The sequence below is a fragment of the Streptomyces qaidamensis genome (genome assembly GCF_001611795.1).
Lineage (GTDB): Bacteria > Actinomycetota > Actinomycetes > Streptomycetales > Streptomycetaceae > Streptomyces > Streptomyces qaidamensis.
Genome location: NZ_CP015098.1, coordinates 3,311,857 through 3,326,300, shown reverse-complemented (window position 1 = coordinate 3,326,300; position 14,444 = coordinate 3,311,857). Strand labels below are relative to the sequence as shown.

Here is a 14,444-nt window from a genome sequence, read left to right as displayed (position 1 = left end):
CCCGTCGGCCGGCCCCGCCGCTCCTCCAGGCCGGTCTCGGCGCGCTCCACGATGGCCGGCCACTCCTCTGTTGCCGCTACCAGTTGTGCGCTCTGGACTGGCAGGGCGCGGGCACGGTCCTCTACGTCGGCTGGATCACCACGGTCTTCGGCTTCGGCGCATGGTGTTTCCTCCTGCGCCACCACCCCGCCTCCACCGTGGCGCCGTTCCCCCTCCTGGTTCCCGTCTTCGGCATGCCGTCGGCGTTCCTGTTCCTCGGCGAGCCGCTGAGCCCGCTGCGGTGGTGCGCGGCGGCGCTGCCGGTGGGCGGGGTGGGTGCCGGCCTCCCTCACCCCGCGGGGTCTCCGGGCCCGACGGCCGCCCCTAGGACGCCTCGACCAGCATCCCGGGCGGGCTGACGTGGAACGTGCGGGCCCGTACGCCGAAGCCCGTGTCCCCGTCGAGGTGGCTGTCGTCGTCCCAGGTAATGAGCACGCTCTCCGGGCCGTTGCCGAAGGCCGTCGCGGTGCAGGTGTGGGACCGTTTCCCGGGGCCGGCCGTGCTGACCCGCACCGGGTCGCCGAGTGAACCCTGGCTCTCCGAGCAGACCTTGGCCATCACCGTCGGCACGGTGTCGTGGGTGTCCGCGCTCTCCTCGACCCACGCCATCAGGAAGCGCCCGCCGGGCAGCCGGGACAGGGCCGGGGAACTCCGGGTGAAGCCCCGGGGGTTGCCGGCCGTGATGTCGAAGGTCTCGGTGCCGTCGGGCTGGAAGATGCTCGCCGCGATCGTGGTCTGCGGTTTGCCCAGGTCGCTGGGCTGAATGCGCTCGATGTGCGCGACGACGAAGCGCCCGCTGTCGAGCAGGGTGATCGCGTTGACCCCGGTGAAGCCACCGACGTTGGGCCGGATCTCCCCGCCCAGCGGATGGCCCTCGAAGTCGAAGAACCGCAGGGTGAGCCGGCCGCCGCCGATGGATGACGGATCGGTCGACCAGGCGACGACCACGTTGCCGTTGGTGAGGATCGAGGCGGCGGGCTTCTCGTGGAAGCCCTCGGTGGTGCTGACCGTGAACTCCGGTGCCGCCGGGCTGCCGTCCGAACGGAACCGCCGCGCGCGGATGCGCTGGTCGGGCCGCCGGCTCGCCCAGGTGACCAGCACACCACCGTCGATCATGAACGCGAGGCACGGCCGGACCTTCGGATCCGCGTCGGCCGTGACGAGAGTCTCCGGACCGGCCTTCCGGCCTTCGGTGAACCGCTGGAGCTTCACGGACGGGCTGGGGCCGGGCATGCCGAACGGCGTCTCCAGCCACACGGCGAACTGGCCGCTGATCCCGGCGGACAGCACGGACGGCCACAGCGGCCGTACCCCGGGCCCGTCCGCCGGCTGCGTACTGACGGCGAACTCGCTCCCGAGCTTGTCGCCGTCGTCCCCCAGGAACTGGCCCTTGATGACGAAGTCGCTGTCGTCCGACCACAGCTCCAGGAACTGAGTGCCGAACAGGCCGTCGACGGCGGGCTGGAGCTGGTCGCCGGACTTGGTGGTGTTGACGAGGAAGTCAGCCATGGCTGCTCTCCGAATCAGGATGCGAGGGGAAGAGAGAGCACTGCGACCGGCCGAGTCCTTGGGAAAAGCGTGTCACGCCCGGGGGACGGGTGCATCCGGAACGGCCCGGGGGCGGCCCCCGCACGCCACCGCCCCGCCCCCGGGCAGCGGGGGCGGGGCGGCGGGCGTGGTCCAGGGCGGGGTCAGCGGGTGTGCTCGGTGAACCTCTGCGCCGTCTCGGCCAGGACCTCCTGGCCGTCCCGCGCCCACAGGACGTCGTTGAACAGCTCCACCTCGATGGCGCCGGTGTAGCCGGCCGCCTCCACGTGGTCCTGCCACTCCCGCATGTCGATCGACCCGTCGCCGATCTGGCCGCGGCCGGTGAGGACGCCCTCGGGGAGGGGGGTCGTCCAGTCGGCGAGCTGGAAGGTGTGGATCCGGCCGCCCGCGCCCGCCCGGGCGATCTGCGCGGGGGCGGTGTCGTCCCACCAGATGTGGTACGTGTCGACCGTGACGCCGACCTGGTGCGCCGGGAAGCGTTCGGCGAGGTCCAGGGCCTGGGCCAGGGTCGACACCACACAGCGGTCCGAGGCGTACATGGGGTGCAGCGGCTCGATGGCCAGCCGGACGCCGTGCCGCTCCGCGTACGGGCCCAGTTCCGACAGGGCGTCGGCGATGCGCTCGCGGGCGCCGTGCAGGTCCTTGGAGCCCGCGGGGAGACCGCCCGAGACCAGGACCAGCGTGTCCGTGCCCAGCGTGGCCGCCTCGTCGATCGCGCGGCGGTTGTCGGCCAGGGCCTTTGCACGCTCGCGCGGGTCGATCGCCGTGAAGAACCCGCCCCGGCACAACGTCGTCACCGTCAGCCCGGCGTCCCGCACCAGCTTGGCCGTGGCCTCCAGGCCGAACGCCTGCACCGGCTCGCGCCAGAGCCCCACGTTGCGGATGCCCAGCCGGGCGCAGCCGTCGGCCAGTTCCGGCAACGACAGCTGCTTCACCGTCATCTGGTTGATCGAGAAGCGTTCGAAGGACCCGCTCACTGATTCACCCCGTACACGCTCAGCAGCGTCTTCATCCGCTCTTCAGCCAGCTTCGGGTCGGGGAACAGCCCCAGCCCGTCGGCCAGTTCGTACGCCGTCGCGAAGTGCGGCAGCGAGCGGGCCGACTGCAGGCCGCCGACCATCGTGAAGTGCGTCTGGTGGCCCGCCAGCCAGGCCAGGAAGACCACGCCCGTCTTGTAGAAGCGGGTCGGGGTCTGGAACAGGTGCCGGGAGAGCCCGACCGTGGGGTCGAGGAGATCGCGGAAGCCCTGCACGTCGCCCGTGTCCAGGGCCCGGACCGCCTGCGCCGCCAGCGGGCCCAGCGGGTCGAAGATGCCGAGCAGCGCGTGGCTGAAGCCCTGCTCGTCGCCCGCGATCAGCTCGGGGTAGTTGAAGTCGTCGCCCGTGTAGCAGCGCACGCCCTTCGGGAGCCGGCGGCGGATGTCGATCTCGCGCTGTGCGTCCAGCAGGGAGACCTTGATGCCGTCGACCTTGTCCGGGTGGGCGGCGATCACGTCCAGGAACGTGTCCGTCGCCGCGTCCAGGTCGGCCGAACCCCAGTAGCCCTCCAGCGCCGGGTCGAACATCGGGCCCAGCCAGTGCAGGACGACCGGCTCGGCGGCCTGGCGCAGCAGGTGGCCGTAGACCTCCAGGTAGTCCTCCGGCCCGGAGGCCGCCGCCGCGAGCGCCCGGGACGCCATCAGGATGGCCTGCGCGCCGGACTCCTCGACGAGGGCGAGCTGCTCCTCGTAGGCCGCGCGGACCTCCGCGAGCGAGCCGGAGGCGATCTGGTCGGTGCCCACACCGCAGGCGATGCGGCCGCCGACCGCTCTGGCCTCGGCCGCCGACCGGCGGATCAGCTCCGCCGCGCCCGCCCAGTCCAGGCCCATGCCGCGCTGGGCGGTGTCCATGGCCTCGGCGACGCCCAGCCCGTGCGACCACAGGTGGCGGCGGAAGGCGAGGGTGGCGTCCCAGTCGACCGCGGCGGGCGAGTCGGGGGAGACGTCCGCGAACGGGTCGGCGACGACGTGCGCCGCGGAGAAGACCGTGCGGGAGGTGAAGGGCGTGCCCGGGGTCACGGCCAGGGGCTCGGTGCGGGGCTCGTAGGTCCGCAACGCCCCATCGGCGCCGGGGAGTCGGATGGTCACAGCGAGATCTCCGGCACGTCGAGACGGCGGCCCTCCGCCGAGGACTTCAGGCCCAGCTCGGCGAGCTGGACACCGCGGGCACCGGCCAGCAGGTCCCAGTGGTAGGGGGCGTCGGCGTAGACGTGCCGCAGGAACAGCTCCCACTGGGCCTTGAAGCCGTTGTCGAACTCGGTGTTGTCCGGGACCTCCTGCCACTGGTCGCGGAAGACCTCCGTGGCGGGGATGTCCGGGTTCCACACCGGCTTGGGGGTGGCGCTGCGGTGCTGGACGCGGCAGTTGCGCAGGCCCGCGACCGCGGAGCCCTCGGTGCCGTCCACCTGGAACTCCACCAGCTCGTCGCGGTTGACGCGGACGACCCAGGAGGAGTTGATCTGGGCGATCGCGCCGCCCTCCAGCTCGAAGACGCCGTACGCGGCGTCGTCGGCCGTCGCGTCGTAGGGCTTGTCGTTCTCGTCCCAGCGCTGCGGGATGTGCGTGGCGGTGAGCGCCTGGACGGACTTCACCCGGCCGAACAGCTCGTGCAGCACGTACTCCCAGTGCGGGAACATGTCGACGACGATGCCGCCGCCGTCCTCGGCCCGGTAGTTCCAGGACGGGCGCTGGGCGGTCTGCCAGTCGCCCTCGAAGACCCAGTAGCCGAACTCGCCGCGCACGGAGAGGATCCGGCCGAAGAAGCCGCCGTCGATCAGGCGCTTCAGCTTCAGCAGGCCCGGGAGGAACAGCTTGTCCTGGACGACGCCGTGCTTGATGCCGGCCTCGTTCGCCAGCCGGGCGAGGTCCAGGGCGCCGTCGAGGCCGGTGGCGGTCGGCTTCTCCGTGTAGATGTGCTTGCCGGCCGCGATGGCCTTCTTCAGGGCCTCCTCGCGGGCCGAGGTGACCTGCGCGTCGAAGTAGATGTCCACCGTCTCGTCGGCGAGGACCGCGTCCACGTCCGTCGAGAAGTGCTCCAGCCCGTGCTGCTCGGCCATCGCCTTCAGCGCGTGCTCACGGCGGCCGACCAGGATCGGCTCGGGCCACAGCACCGTGCCGTCGCCGAGGTCGAGGCCGCCCTGCTCGCGGAGGGCGAGGATGGAGCGGACCAGGTGCTGGCGGTAGCCCATGCGCCCGGTCACGCCGTTCATGGCGATTCGCACCGTCTTGCGTGTCAACGTCGTTCCCTTCGTACGCGGTCGCGGCGCCGCGTACGCCCCACCCATCACAGGCGGCCCGGTGAGCCGTCCGTTAACTGGTGAGCGTTGCAGCAAGCGCTTTCTATACATGGAGAAGCTAGCCTCTGAACCGCGGTCCGGACAAGACCGTGACCAGGACGAGTTGTTCGAGGGGGCGAACAACAGAGGGTCGGGGGCTTAAGGTCTGCTCGGAACCTTGGCCATGGGTTCGTCGGGGGAGCGGCGGTCGACCTGTTGATCCGGGCGGAACCATGACCAGTGGTCCAGGTGTGTACGAGGGCGGAGACGAGACGAGATGCGCGACCGGAGGACGACGAGATGACGGTGACCCTGGCGGACGTGGCGGCCCGCGCACAGGTCTCACCCGCGACGGTGTCGCGCGTGCTGAACGGCAACTACCCTGTGGCGGCCTCCACCCGCGAGCGGGTGCTGAAGGCCGTGGACGAGCTGGACTACGTGCTCAACGGGCCCGCGAGCGCGCTGGCCGCCTCCACCTCCGACCTGGTCGGGATCCTGGTGAACGACATCGCCGACCCGTTCTTCGGGATCATGGCGAGCGCGATCCAGGCCGAGATCGGAGGGCCGGGCGGCCGTGCGGGCGGGGAGAGACTCGCGGTGGTCTGCAACACGGGTGGCTCACCCGAGCGGGAGCTGACCTACCTCACGCTGCTGCAGCGGCAGCGGGCCGCGGCCGTGGTGCTGACCGGCGGGGCGATCGAGGACGCGGCGCACCAGGCGGCCATGGACGCCAAGGTGCGGAAGCTGGGGGAGGCCGGGACGCGGGTCGTGCTGTGCGGACGGCCGCCGGCGCCGGACACCGGGGCCATCGCGCTGACCTTCGACAACCGCGGCGGCGGGCAGGAGCTGACCGAGCACCTCATCGGGCTCGGACACCGGCGGCTCGGCTACATCGCGGGCCCCGAGGAGCGGACGACCACGCGGCACCGGCTGGAGGGGCACCGGGCCGCGCTGGCCGCGCACGGCATCGAGGAGGACCCCCGGTGGACGGTGCACGGGCGCTACGACCGGCGGTCCGGCTACGAGGCGACGCTGGAGCTGCTGCGGCGTGACCCGTCGCTGACGGCGGTCGTCGCGGCGAACGACTCCGTCGCGCTGGGGGCGTGCGCCGCGCTGCGGGACTCGGGCCTGCGGATCCCGGAGGACGTGTCGGTGGCGGGCTTCGACGATCTGCCCTTCAGCATCGACGCGGTGCCGTCGCTGACGACCGTGCGGCTGCCGCTGGCGGAGGCGGGGGCCCGGGCCGGGCGGATCGCCATGGGCCGCGAGGAGGCACCGCCCGGCGGGATCGCGTCGGTGCGGGGCGAGTTGATGGTGCGCGGGTCCTCCGGGGTGCCGCGGTCTTCTTGAGGTGCCGTGACGTGAGGCGGCTCCCGGTCGGTGCCGGGGTGTCGGTGCTGGGTTCGAGGAGGCCCGGGGTTGGTGCCGGGGATGTGCACTGGGTGTGCCGCGCCCCCGGGGCTGGTGTCGGGCGGGTGGGTGCCGTGGCTTGAGAGCTGAGAGCGTTGGGCCGGCGTGCCGCGGGCCCGCACGCCGCCTTTGCTTCGGCCCGCACGCCCCTGCCTCGTCGCGCACGCCCCTGCTTGGGCCCGCACGCCCCCGCAGGGACCAGGGGGCCCCGACCGGGCCGGTCGCTCCCGGGTCGCGCCGGCCCGGGCACGCGCCGCCCAGCCCGTCCTCGGCCTGAACCTCCCCGTCCTCGCGTGATCCCGCACCCGCCGGGCCGGCCCGCGGGGCGTGTGCGGCGGCATCGTCAGCGGACGACGTCGAAGACGTTCTTCTGCAGCCCGTTGGCGTAGGCCTCGTGCTCGACGAGCCGCAGCTTCTGGGTGTCCTTGTCCGTGGCGCTGAAGAGCCGCTTGCCCGCACCCAGCAGGAGCGGAAAGACGAGCAGGTGGTAGCGGTCGATCAGGCCCGCGTCCGAGAGCGCCTGGTTGAGGGAGGCGCTGCCGTGAATGATGATCGGGCCGCCCTCGGTCTCCTTCAGCGCGGCGACGTCGTCGAGCGAGCGCAGGATCGTCGTCTCGCCCCAGTTCGACACCAGGTCGTCCTCGGTGAGGGTGGTGGATACGACGTACTTCGGCATCACGTTGTAGTCGGCGAATTCCTCCATGTCGGGCCACACCGGACTGAACGCCTCATAGCTGGTGCGGCCCATCATCATCGCGGTGGCCTCCTCCTGCTCCCGGCCCTTGATCTCGAACGCCTCGGGAAGGAACTCGACGTCCTTGAAGGTCCAGCCGGAGTTCCGGTAACCGGGCTCGCCGCCCGGGGCCTCGACGACGCCGTCGAGCGAGATGAAAGCGGTGCTGATCAGAGTGCGCATCCTGAGTTCCTCGGTATCTCGTGTCGGGTTCTCTTCTTCTGACTGCGGAGTACGCGGAAACTCATCGGCCGTCTCCTGCCCGGATCATCTCGTGCCTGGTCTCGACCGTCCTGGAGAGCTAGGCTCGGTTCACGGACATCTCTGACTGAGTCAAATATCGGAGGTCCACGCCATGACCGTCCAGGACATCCGCTCGTTCAACCGCTTCTACACGAACGTCATCGGAGCCCTCGACTACGGCCGCCGGCTCTACGCCCCCTACACCCTCACCGAGTCCCGCGTCCTCTACGAGCTGGCGCACGCACCCCGTACGGACGCGGCCGATCTGCGGGCCCAGCTGCACCTGGACGCCGGGTACCTGACGCGCATCCTGAACAAGTTCGAGGAGGACGGGCTGGTCGAGCGCGGCCCGTCCGAGACGGACCCGCGCCGCCGCAGCGTCACGCTCACCGTGCCCGGCCGGGAGGCCGCCGCGCTGCTCGACGAGCGGGCGCGGCAGTCGGTCGGGGCGCTGCTGGACATGGTCAGGGCGGAGGACCGGCCGCGGCTCGCGGAGGCCATGCGGACCGTCCGGACGATCCTGGGCGACGGCCGGGCCCCGGGCCCCGAGGACGTCGTCCTGCGCGCGCCGGCCCCCGGCGACCTCGGCTGGATCGTGCAGCGCAACGCCGCGCTGTACGCCGCCGAGTACGGCTGGAACGCCGACTACGAGGTCCTGGTCGCGAGGATCGTCGCCGACTACGCCGAGGACCACGATCCGCGTCTGGAGCGGACCTGGATCGCCGAGCTGGACGGCCGGCCGGTGGGCTGCGTGATGTGCGTGCGGGACGACGCGCCCGGCGCCGCCCGGCTGCGGCTCCTGCTCGTCGAGCCGGACGCGCGCGGCCTCGGCATCGGCGACCGCCTGGTCGGGGCGCTCGTCGGCTTCGCGCGCGAGGCCGGCTACCGCGAGGTCGTCCTGTGGACGAACGACGTCCTCGCCGCGGCCCGCCGCATCTACCGGCGCCACGGTTTCGTCCTGGTCGCGGAGAAACCGCACCACTCCTTCGGCCAGGACCTGACCGGCCAGGACTGGCGACTGGATCTTCACGCAACACCCGGGGGACGGAAGGGAGTCGCAGGCGGGGGTGCCGGGTAGATTCCGTCCACATGAAGCTGGCGTTCTCCACCCTCGGTGTCCCTGGCCTGTCCCTACCCGACGTCCTGCGCCTCGCGACCACGCACGGCTACCACGGCGTGGAACTGCGCACCCACCCCGAGGAACCGGTCCACACCGGCCTCGGCCCCGCCGAACGGGCGGACGTCGCGGCCGAGTTCAAGGGAGCGGGCGTAGAGCTCCTGGGTCTGGCGGGCTACGCACAGGTCGCCGCGCCGGGCGACGACGAGCCCGTCCTGGCCGAGATCCGTGCCCTCGTCGATCTGGCCCACGACCTGGGCGCCCCGTACGTCCGGGTCTTCCCCGGCGGCGACCTCGACGTGCAGACCCCCGAGGAGGCCGACGCGACGGCCGCCCGCCGCCTGGGCACGGCCGCGGAACACGCCAACGACCTGGGCGTACGCATCCTCCTCGAAACCCATGACTCGCACCGCACCGCCGCCGACGCGATGCGGATCCTCGGCCTCGTCGGCCACCGCCAGGTCGGCGCCCTCTGGGACGTGATGCACACCTGGCTCGGCGGCGAACAGCCCTCCGAGACCTACGCGGCGCTCTCCCCCCACCTCGGCTACGTCCAGGTCAAGGACATCGCCTCCGTCGAGGACACCACCCCCCTGCCGCTCGGCGCGGGCGTGCTGCCCCTGGCCGAATGCGTCGAGGTCCTCTCCCGCCACGGCTGGGACGGCTGGCTCTGCTGGGAGTATGAGAAGCGCTGGTACGAGGAGGCGGCGCCGCTGCCGGACCTCTTGGGGCCGGGGCGTGAGCACTTGAGCAGGCTGCTGAACGAGTCGGCGTGACGCCCGGCCCCGGGCGGACCGGGTGATCCCGCTCGCCAGGACCGTCAGCGGTCGCCCGGGCCGGCAGGTCTGCGACAGCACCCGTGCCGGTCAGGGGTGATGTCGCGGTCCTGCCGACGGCGTGATCACCGGGTGCCGGGCCTGCCGAACTCCTCGATCAGCACCGGGTACTGTTCCTTCCCGTGCCCGGCGGCGATCGCACGATCGGCCATCGCCTTGATCAGCCTCGGCAGCTCGGCGTTGACCCCCACCGCCTCGCTCTCCTCGATCAGATGCGCCATCGCCCGCGCGTCGGTCTCCAGCGCCGACACCTCGGCCGGGAACGAACCCCGGTCGATCTGCTCGGCGTACCCCGGCAGCCAGTCGGCGACGCCGGCGGCGATGTGCCGCGCGAACGGCGCGTACGTCCCGGCGTCGACCCCCGCCGTCCTGAGCAGGGCCGTGCCCTGGAGCCAGGCGTTGAGCACGCTCCACATCATGACCAGTCCGGCCGCGTCGTACAGCGACGCCAGCCCGTGGTCCGCACCGAGGTAGGTGACGGTGCCGAGCGCGCCGAGTGCCGGCTCGTGCGCGTCGAAGTCCGAGCGCGCCCCGCTCTGCAGGATCACCGCGTCAGGAGTTCCGACGGTCGACGGGATGGCCATGATGGCGCCGTCCAGGTAGCGGGCGCCTCGTGCTTCAGCCCACCGGGCTGTCTCCCGGGCCTGGCCCGAGTCGCCCGATGTCAGATTGATCAGCCTCGTGCCGCCCAGCTCGACGCCGCTCGCGCCGAGTGTCTCGTGCACGGCGTGGTAGTCGGTGACGCAGATGACGGTGAGGGAACCGGCCGCGAGAGCGTCGCCGACGGTCGCCGCCGCCCGCGCCCCCTCGGCCACCAACCCGTCGGCCTTGCCGGCCGTACGGTTCCACACCGTCGTGGGGTGCCCGGCCCTCAGGAACGCCCCGGCGAGTGCCTGGCCCATCAGGCCGAGTCCGATGACTGTCACGGGTGTTGGGGTGTTTTCGTCCATGGCAGCATCGTCAACGTTGATACCGGTGTGAAGGTCAAGCGAGGTTGTCGATGCGGATCGGGGAACTGAGCCGGCGGACGGGCGTCAACGCCCATCAGTTGCGCTACTACGAGTCCCAGGGCCTGCTGGAGCCGGCCCGCGGAGCGAACGGCTACCGCGAGTACGACGAGAGCGCCCTGCTGCGGGTGAAGCAGATCCGCCACCTGCTCGGCGCGGGCCTGTCCTCGGAGGACATCGCGTACCTGCTTCCCTGTGCGACGGGGGAGGCCCCGACACTGGTCGGGTGCCCCGAGTTGCTGGCCGCGATGCGGTCACGGCTGCGACGGCTGGACGACCAGCTGGCGAGCCTCGCCCAGTCCCGGGACGCGCTCGCCGACTACATCGAGGCGGCCGAACGCGTGGGCGGCGAGAGCTACCCGCCCCTGGGTCTCACGCAGCCTGCCTAACCCCGGATGTGCCCGTCCTTGACGGCGGTGACGAACGCCGCCCAGCCGCTCCGCGAGAAGACCAGGGCGGGGATGTGGGTGGCTTTGCTGTCCCGCACCGGGACGTGGGGGTGGCCGGGGCCGACTTCGAGGCACTCGCCTTGATCCCCGCCGCTGTGGCTGGACTTGTACCAACCTGTGAGGGCGAGGTGCTCATTCATCATGCGCATGTTCCTCCGCTGCCGCCCTGACGAGGGCCAGTGACTCCTGCTGCGACAATGCGTCGCTCAGCGCCAGAGCGTAGGCGGTCTGACAAGCACTCACCAGAGCCGGCTCGTCCATCAAGTTGCCTGTCTGGAAGCCCTCCACGTAGGCCACCGGGGCCGAGTCCTCGAAGGTCATGAGCGTGAGCAGGCTCTGCATGAGTGCGTGCGCCCCCACGCCGTAGGGGAGCACGTGCAGGCGCAACCGTCCCGACTCAGCCATGTTCGCCACCTTGTGCAACTGCTCAGCCATGACCCGCGGCCCGCCGACACGGCGACGGAGGACTGCCTCGTCGAGCAGCGTCCAGACGACGGGCTGTGCAGGGCCGTCGAGGATTCGGCGGCGTTGCGTTCGAATGACAACGAGCTCGTCAAGTTCCTCGGGCGTGTGGTTCGGACGGTAGGCCCCGAACAGTGCGCGTGCGTAGCCGTCGGTCTGAAGCACTCCGGGAACCAGGGAGAGTGCGAACTGCTGGATCTGAGCTGCCAGTTGCTCCAGCTCGGCCACCGCCGCGAAATGGTCGGTGTAGCGCGACTCCAGATCCTCCAGCCACCGCGCGAAGAACCCGTCCGTCCCCAGGGCCCGGTCGATCCGCTGCGCGTCATCCGGCTTGGGGAGGCGTCTGCCCGCCTCGAAATGGCTGATCAGCGTGGGCGAGCACACCACCTGGTCGCCCAGTTCCTCCTGGGTGAGGCGGGCGGCGGTCCGCCTCAGCCGCATCTCCTCCCCGTACTTCTGACGCGGTGTTCGAAGCATGCGGCGTTCCTCCATCGGCCAACTCCTCTTCTTGACAAGCCCGATGTCAAGCTCCACCCCCTGGCAGCGTAGCCAGGGCCGGCCTCACTCTGTGAGTGATTCAGTACAGAACGCAGTCACCGCAGGTGAGAAGGCAGGCAAACAGACGTGGTAGACCTCATCGCCCGGCTCCTGGAACCGTTCCTCTGCTTCTTCTTGCCGCCACGGGGGAGGCGACGGCGATCGGCGGCACCACCCCCGCGCCCGTACGCATGCCCGGCGGCCTGCTGCCGTTCCGACGAGCCTCCGCTCCGGGGTGAGGACAACCGGCTGGTGCGCCCTTATCTGATGGCGGAGGCGGGCGCATGACCGGCGGAGCGCGCGATCACGCGGTGGCCGGGCGGCTCCTGCCGTGGGCCGGTGCCGGCGGCAGGCCGTGCTACCTCGTGGGCGACGGCACCGGGTACGTCTCACGACTCGCCGACGAGATCGAGGACGTGCAGATCGACATGGCGGACCGGCTGCTCGGGCACGCCGTCGGACTCCTCGCGGAACGCCGGGTGACCAGCGCGGAACTGCACTACTTGGCCCGGCGGCTCAGCGAGTCCCTGCGGGACGTCATAAGGGTCGCGGAGAGCAGAGGGGAGCGGCTCGGCCGTTCGCACCGGCCATGACCGGGACGGTGTCAGCGCTGCTCGGTGCGGCGGGCGTACGCCCGGGCGGCGCGGGCACGGTCGCCGCAGCGGGTGGAGCACCAGTGGCGGCGGCCGTGGCGCAGCAGGTAGCGGTTGCAGGGCGGGGAACCGCAGGCGGTCAGGCGCTCGGCCTCGGGGGAGGTGAGCAGGTCGGCGGCGTCGGCGGCGAGGGTCGCCAGGGCGAGGTCGACGATCGCGGTGGTGGGGGGGGGGGCGGTCCGGTAGGGGCCGGTCTTGTCGTCCCACCGCAGCAGCGGGGCCGTCGGAACCCTGGTCATCGCGTCGTTGACGGCTGCCACCGCCGCGGGCAGGGCGGGTACGCCGTCGGCGCGGGCGGCGAACAGCGACCTGATCTGTTCACGCAGCGACCGCAGTTGGGCCGCGCACATCTCCCGCATGCCGGCGTCGACAGGGGCGAGCCCGCGTTCGGTCAGCCAGTGGTTCGTCTGTGCGGGGCTGCCCAGGAGGTCGAGCGTGCGCCCGCCGGGCAGTGCGATCGCGGTGTTGGCGAGGGCCAGGGAGGGGTGCTCCTCCTCGCCCTGGGCGGGCGGCGGGGCGGGTTGTCCGGTCACGGGCTCCTCCATGCTTCTCATGGTACGGCTTGCCTGTATCCGTGAGAAGCGGCTACGGTCGTCTCACGGTTCGATCGCGTCTATCCGTGAGGTGCTGCATGTCTTCTGTTCCCGTGACGGCCGACTTCCCCGTCCGCGTTCTCGGCGGCCCGACCGCCTTCTTCGAGTACGGCGGCCTGCGCTTCCTGACCGACCCGACCTTCGACGCCCCCGGCGACTACGGCCGGCCCGGGGGCCCGCTCCTGACCAAGACCGCGCCCGCCGCCGGCAGCCCCGCCGACCTCGGCCGCGTCGACGTGGTGCTGCTCTCCCACGACGAACACCCCGACAACCTCGACACCTCCGGCCGGGCCCTGCTCGCCGGCATACCCCTGACCCTGACCACGCCCGGCGGCGGTGAGCGCCTGCGCGAGAGCCTGGGGGGCAGGGTCAAGGGGCTGGCCGACTGGGAGTCCGTCGCGCTGGACCGTCCCGGCGGCGGCACGGTCACCGTGACCGGCGTCCCCGCCCTGCACGGCCCCGGCCCCCGCGAGCAGGTCGAGCCGTTCACCGGCCAGGTCGTCGGCTTCGTCCTGACCGGCGAGGGCCTGCCCACCGTCTACGTCAGCGGCGACAACGCCTCGCTCGACGCGGTCCGTGAGATCGCCGGCCGCTTCGCCCCCGTCGACACCGCCGTGCTCTTCGCGGGTGCGCCCCGCTTCCCCGTCCTCTTCGACAACCAGGTCATCGTCCTGGACAGCGCCATGGCCGCCGAGGCCGCCCGGATCCTCCGTGCCCGCCGCGTCGTCCCCGTCCACTACGACAGCTGGGCCCACTTCACCGAAGGCGGCGACGCGCTGGAAGCCGCCTTCACCGCCGCCGGATTCGCCGACCGGCTGGACTGGGGCAAGGGCGCCTGACCTGCCGTCACTTCCTCCAGAAGAGGTGATGGATCACGCCGCTCGGACTCGGCACCACATCGCGGTGGAAGCGGTCGAGCAGTTCCTCGGGCGACTCCCACAGCCGTGAGCCGGACCCGAGCACCACCCCGGGCGAGACCGTCACATGCAGCGTGTCCACCAGGTCGGCGTCCAGGAACTCCCGGACGGTGGCCGCCCCGCCGCCGAGCCGGACGTCCTTGCCCCCGGCAGCCTTGCGCGCCTGGGCGAGCACCTCGGCGGGATCCCCGCCCACGAAGTGGAACGTCGTGTCGGAGAGGGTGAACGAGGGACGCTCGTGGTGCGTCATCACGAACACCGGCGTGTGGAACGGCGGCTCGTCGCCCCACCAGCCCTGCCAGTCGTGGTTCTCCCAAGGGCCGCGCTGCGGACTGAACTTGTTGCGGCCCATGATCTCGGCGCCGATGTTGTGGTGGAAGTCGCGCACCAGGTAGTCGTCGAGGCCGCGGCTCCCGCCCGGGTCGGTGCGGTTCGGCCAGCTCGCCGTCGCGCCGGCCCAGGCGAACATCGTCCCCGGGTCGGCGTGGCCGAACGGCCGCTCCAGGCTCTGGCCCTCACCGGCACCGAATCCGTCACTCGAGACGTTGAAGTTCTGTACGCGCAGCAGCTGGGACACGGGCTCCTCCT

At 71.7% G+C, this 14,444-nt stretch carries 16 protein-coding genes and 1 pseudogene; 7 read left to right on the top strand and 10 right to left on the bottom strand.

Features of this window, described 5'->3' with window-relative positions; all coding sequences use genetic code 11:
* Positions 1–8 precede the first annotated feature (8 nt).
* Positions 9–398: pseudogene (locus tag A4E84_RS45745) on the top strand (EamA family transporter); the annotation flags it as partial.
* On the opposite strand, the gene A4E84_RS14545 reads toward A4E84_RS45745, so the two are convergent.
* The 4 genes from A4E84_RS14545 to A4E84_RS14530 all read right to left on the bottom strand — a co-directional run bounded on the left by A4E84_RS14545 (position 364) and on the right by A4E84_RS14530 (position 4,860).
* The gene (locus tag A4E84_RS14545) at positions 364–1,548 is read right to left on the bottom strand and encodes a hypothetical protein (protein ID WP_062926982.1); all 1,185 of its coding nucleotides are present in this window, start codon (positions 1,546–1,548) and stop codon (positions 364–366) included. The pseudogene A4E84_RS45745 and the gene A4E84_RS14545 overlap by 35 nt on opposite strands.
* A 182-nt stretch (positions 1,549–1,730) precedes the next feature.
* Entirely contained in the window at positions 1,731–2,528 is a 798-nt protein-coding gene (locus A4E84_RS14540) for a sugar phosphate isomerase/epimerase family protein (protein ID WP_062931454.1), read from the bottom strand.
* A 32-nt stretch (positions 2,529–2,560) separates the two neighbouring features.
* Positions 2,561–3,712, bottom strand: coding sequence for a dihydrodipicolinate synthase family protein (locus A4E84_RS14535; RefSeq protein WP_062926981.1), 1,152 nt, complete (start codon positions 3,710–3,712; stop codon positions 2,561–2,563).
* A complete protein-coding gene (locus tag A4E84_RS14530) occupies positions 3,709–4,860 on the bottom strand; it encodes a Gfo/Idh/MocA family protein (RefSeq protein ID WP_062926980.1) in 1,152 nt (383 codons plus the stop codon). Before A4E84_RS14530 ends, A4E84_RS14535 begins: the two co-directional genes overlap by 4 nt.
* 339 nt (positions 4,861–5,199) lie before the next feature.
* On the opposite strand from A4E84_RS14530, the gene A4E84_RS14525 reads away from it, so the two are divergent.
* Positions 5,200–6,249 carry a LacI family DNA-binding transcriptional regulator gene (locus A4E84_RS14525; protein ID WP_062926979.1) on the top strand — a complete coding sequence of 350 codons (1,050 nt, stop codon included), beginning with the start codon at positions 5,200–5,202 and terminating at the stop codon, positions 6,247–6,249.
* A gap of 403 nt (positions 6,250–6,652) precedes the next feature.
* Here the strand turns inward: A4E84_RS14525 and A4E84_RS14520 are convergent, their stop codons facing one another.
* Positions 6,653–7,225 (bottom strand): dihydrofolate reductase family protein, encoded by a 573-nt coding sequence (locus tag A4E84_RS14520; protein ID WP_062926978.1) that lies wholly within the window; start codon positions 7,223–7,225, stop codon positions 6,653–6,655.
* Between the two features lie 172 nt (positions 7,226–7,397).
* Between A4E84_RS14520 and A4E84_RS14515 the strand changes: the two genes are divergently transcribed.
* The gene (locus tag A4E84_RS14515) at positions 7,398–8,363 is read left to right on the top strand and encodes a bifunctional helix-turn-helix transcriptional regulator/GNAT family N-acetyltransferase (protein WP_062926977.1); all 966 of its coding nucleotides are present in this window, start codon (positions 7,398–7,400) and stop codon (positions 8,361–8,363) included.
* Positions 8,364–8,374: 11 nt separating this feature from the next.
* On the top strand, positions 8,375–9,178 hold the full coding sequence (locus A4E84_RS14510; protein ID WP_062926976.1) for a sugar phosphate isomerase/epimerase family protein: 804 nt from the start codon (positions 8,375–8,377) through the stop codon (positions 9,176–9,178).
* A gap of 125 nt (positions 9,179–9,303) precedes the next feature.
* Here A4E84_RS14510 and A4E84_RS14505 read toward each other — a convergent pair whose 3' ends face one another.
* Positions 9,304–10,188 carry an NAD(P)-dependent oxidoreductase gene (locus A4E84_RS14505; RefSeq protein ID WP_062926975.1) on the bottom strand — a complete coding sequence of 295 codons (885 nt, stop codon included), beginning with the start codon at positions 10,186–10,188 and terminating at the stop codon, positions 9,304–9,306.
* Positions 10,189–10,238: 50 nt separating this feature from the next.
* Here A4E84_RS14505 and A4E84_RS14500 point away from each other — a divergent pair, with 50 nt between their 5' ends.
* The gene (locus tag A4E84_RS14500; protein WP_062926974.1) at positions 10,239–10,634 is read left to right on the top strand and encodes a MerR family transcriptional regulator; all 396 of its coding nucleotides are present in this window, start codon (positions 10,239–10,241) and stop codon (positions 10,632–10,634) included.
* Here the strand turns inward: A4E84_RS14500 and A4E84_RS14495 are convergent.
* The gene (locus A4E84_RS14495) at positions 10,631–10,837 is read right to left on the bottom strand and encodes a DUF397 domain-containing protein (RefSeq protein ID WP_237304914.1); all 207 of its coding nucleotides are present in this window, start codon (positions 10,835–10,837) and stop codon (positions 10,631–10,633) included. The genes A4E84_RS14500 and A4E84_RS14495 overlap by 4 nt on opposite strands.
* On the bottom strand, positions 10,827–11,648 hold the full coding sequence (locus tag A4E84_RS14490; RefSeq protein ID WP_062926973.1) for a helix-turn-helix domain-containing protein: 822 nt from the start codon (positions 11,646–11,648) through the stop codon (positions 10,827–10,829). The genes A4E84_RS14495 and A4E84_RS14490 overlap by 11 nt, the downstream gene beginning before the upstream one ends.
* Positions 11,649–11,977: 329 nt before the next feature.
* On the opposite strand from A4E84_RS14490, the gene A4E84_RS14485 reads away from it, so the two are divergent.
* Positions 11,978–12,286: a hypothetical protein gene (locus tag A4E84_RS14485; protein ID WP_062926972.1), complete on the top strand. Its 309-nt coding sequence runs from the start codon at positions 11,978–11,980 to the stop codon at positions 12,284–12,286.
* Positions 12,287–12,297: 11 nt separating this feature from the next.
* On the opposite strand, the gene A4E84_RS14480 is transcribed toward A4E84_RS14485, so the two are convergent.
* Positions 12,298–12,891, bottom strand: a complete 594-nt coding sequence (locus A4E84_RS14480; RefSeq protein WP_062926971.1) for an ABATE domain-containing protein — start codon at positions 12,889–12,891, stop codon at positions 12,298–12,300.
* Positions 12,892–12,977: 86 nt separating this feature from the next.
* On the opposite strand from A4E84_RS14480, the gene A4E84_RS14475 reads away from it, so the two are divergent.
* Positions 12,978–13,778, top strand: coding sequence for an MBL fold metallo-hydrolase (locus A4E84_RS14475; protein WP_062926970.1), 801 nt, complete (start codon positions 12,978–12,980; stop codon positions 13,776–13,778).
* Between the two features lie 7 nt (positions 13,779–13,785).
* On the opposite strand, the gene A4E84_RS14470 is transcribed toward A4E84_RS14475, so the two are convergent.
* Positions 13,786–14,433, bottom strand: coding sequence for a dihydrofolate reductase family protein (locus A4E84_RS14470; RefSeq protein WP_062926969.1), 648 nt, complete (start codon positions 14,431–14,433; stop codon positions 13,786–13,788).
* Between the last annotated feature and the right edge of the window lie 11 nt (positions 14,434–14,444).

Excerpts from the sequence above, each read along its gene's own strand:
- A4E84_RS14500 (WP_062926974.1), top strand. The coding sequence starts at position 10,239 with ATGCGGATCGGGGAACTGAGCCGGCGGACGGGCGTCAACGCCCATCAG.
- A4E84_RS14475 (WP_062926970.1), top strand. The coding sequence starts at position 12,978 with ATGTCTTCTGTTCCCGTGACGGCCGACTTCCCCGTCCGCGTTCTCGGC.
- A4E84_RS14485 (WP_062926972.1), top strand. The coding sequence starts at position 11,978 with ATGACCGGCGGAGCGCGCGATCACGCGGTGGCCGGGCGGCTCCTGCCG.
- A4E84_RS14495 (WP_237304914.1), bottom strand. The coding sequence starts at position 10,837 with ATGATGAATGAGCACCTCGCCCTCACAGGTTGGTACAAGTCCAGCCAC.
- A4E84_RS14515 (WP_062926977.1), top strand. The coding sequence starts at position 7,398 with ATGACCGTCCAGGACATCCGCTCGTTCAACCGCTTCTACACGAACGTC.
- A4E84_RS14510 (WP_062926976.1), top strand. The coding sequence starts at position 8,375 with ATGAAGCTGGCGTTCTCCACCCTCGGTGTCCCTGGCCTGTCCCTACCC.
- A4E84_RS14505 (WP_062926975.1), bottom strand. The coding sequence starts at position 10,188 with ATGGACGAAAACACCCCAACACCCGTGACAGTCATCGGACTCGGCCTG.
- A4E84_RS14545 (WP_062926982.1), bottom strand. The coding sequence starts at position 1,548 with ATGGCTGACTTCCTCGTCAACACCACCAAGTCCGGCGACCAGCTCCAG.
- A4E84_RS14525 (WP_062926979.1), top strand. The coding sequence starts at position 5,200 with ATGACGGTGACCCTGGCGGACGTGGCGGCCCGCGCACAGGTCTCACCC.
- A4E84_RS14540 (WP_062931454.1), bottom strand. The coding sequence starts at position 2,528 with ATGACGGTGAAGCAGCTGTCGTTGCCGGAACTGGCCGACGGCTGCGCC.
- A4E84_RS14490 (WP_062926973.1), bottom strand. The coding sequence starts at position 11,648 with ATGGAGGAACGCCGCATGCTTCGAACACCGCGTCAGAAGTACGGGGAG.
- A4E84_RS14520 (WP_062926978.1), bottom strand. The coding sequence starts at position 7,225 with ATGCGCACTCTGATCAGCACCGCTTTCATCTCGCTCGACGGCGTCGTC.
- A4E84_RS14480 (WP_062926971.1), bottom strand. The coding sequence starts at position 12,891 with ATGGAGGAGCCCGTGACCGGACAACCCGCCCCGCCGCCCGCCCAGGGC.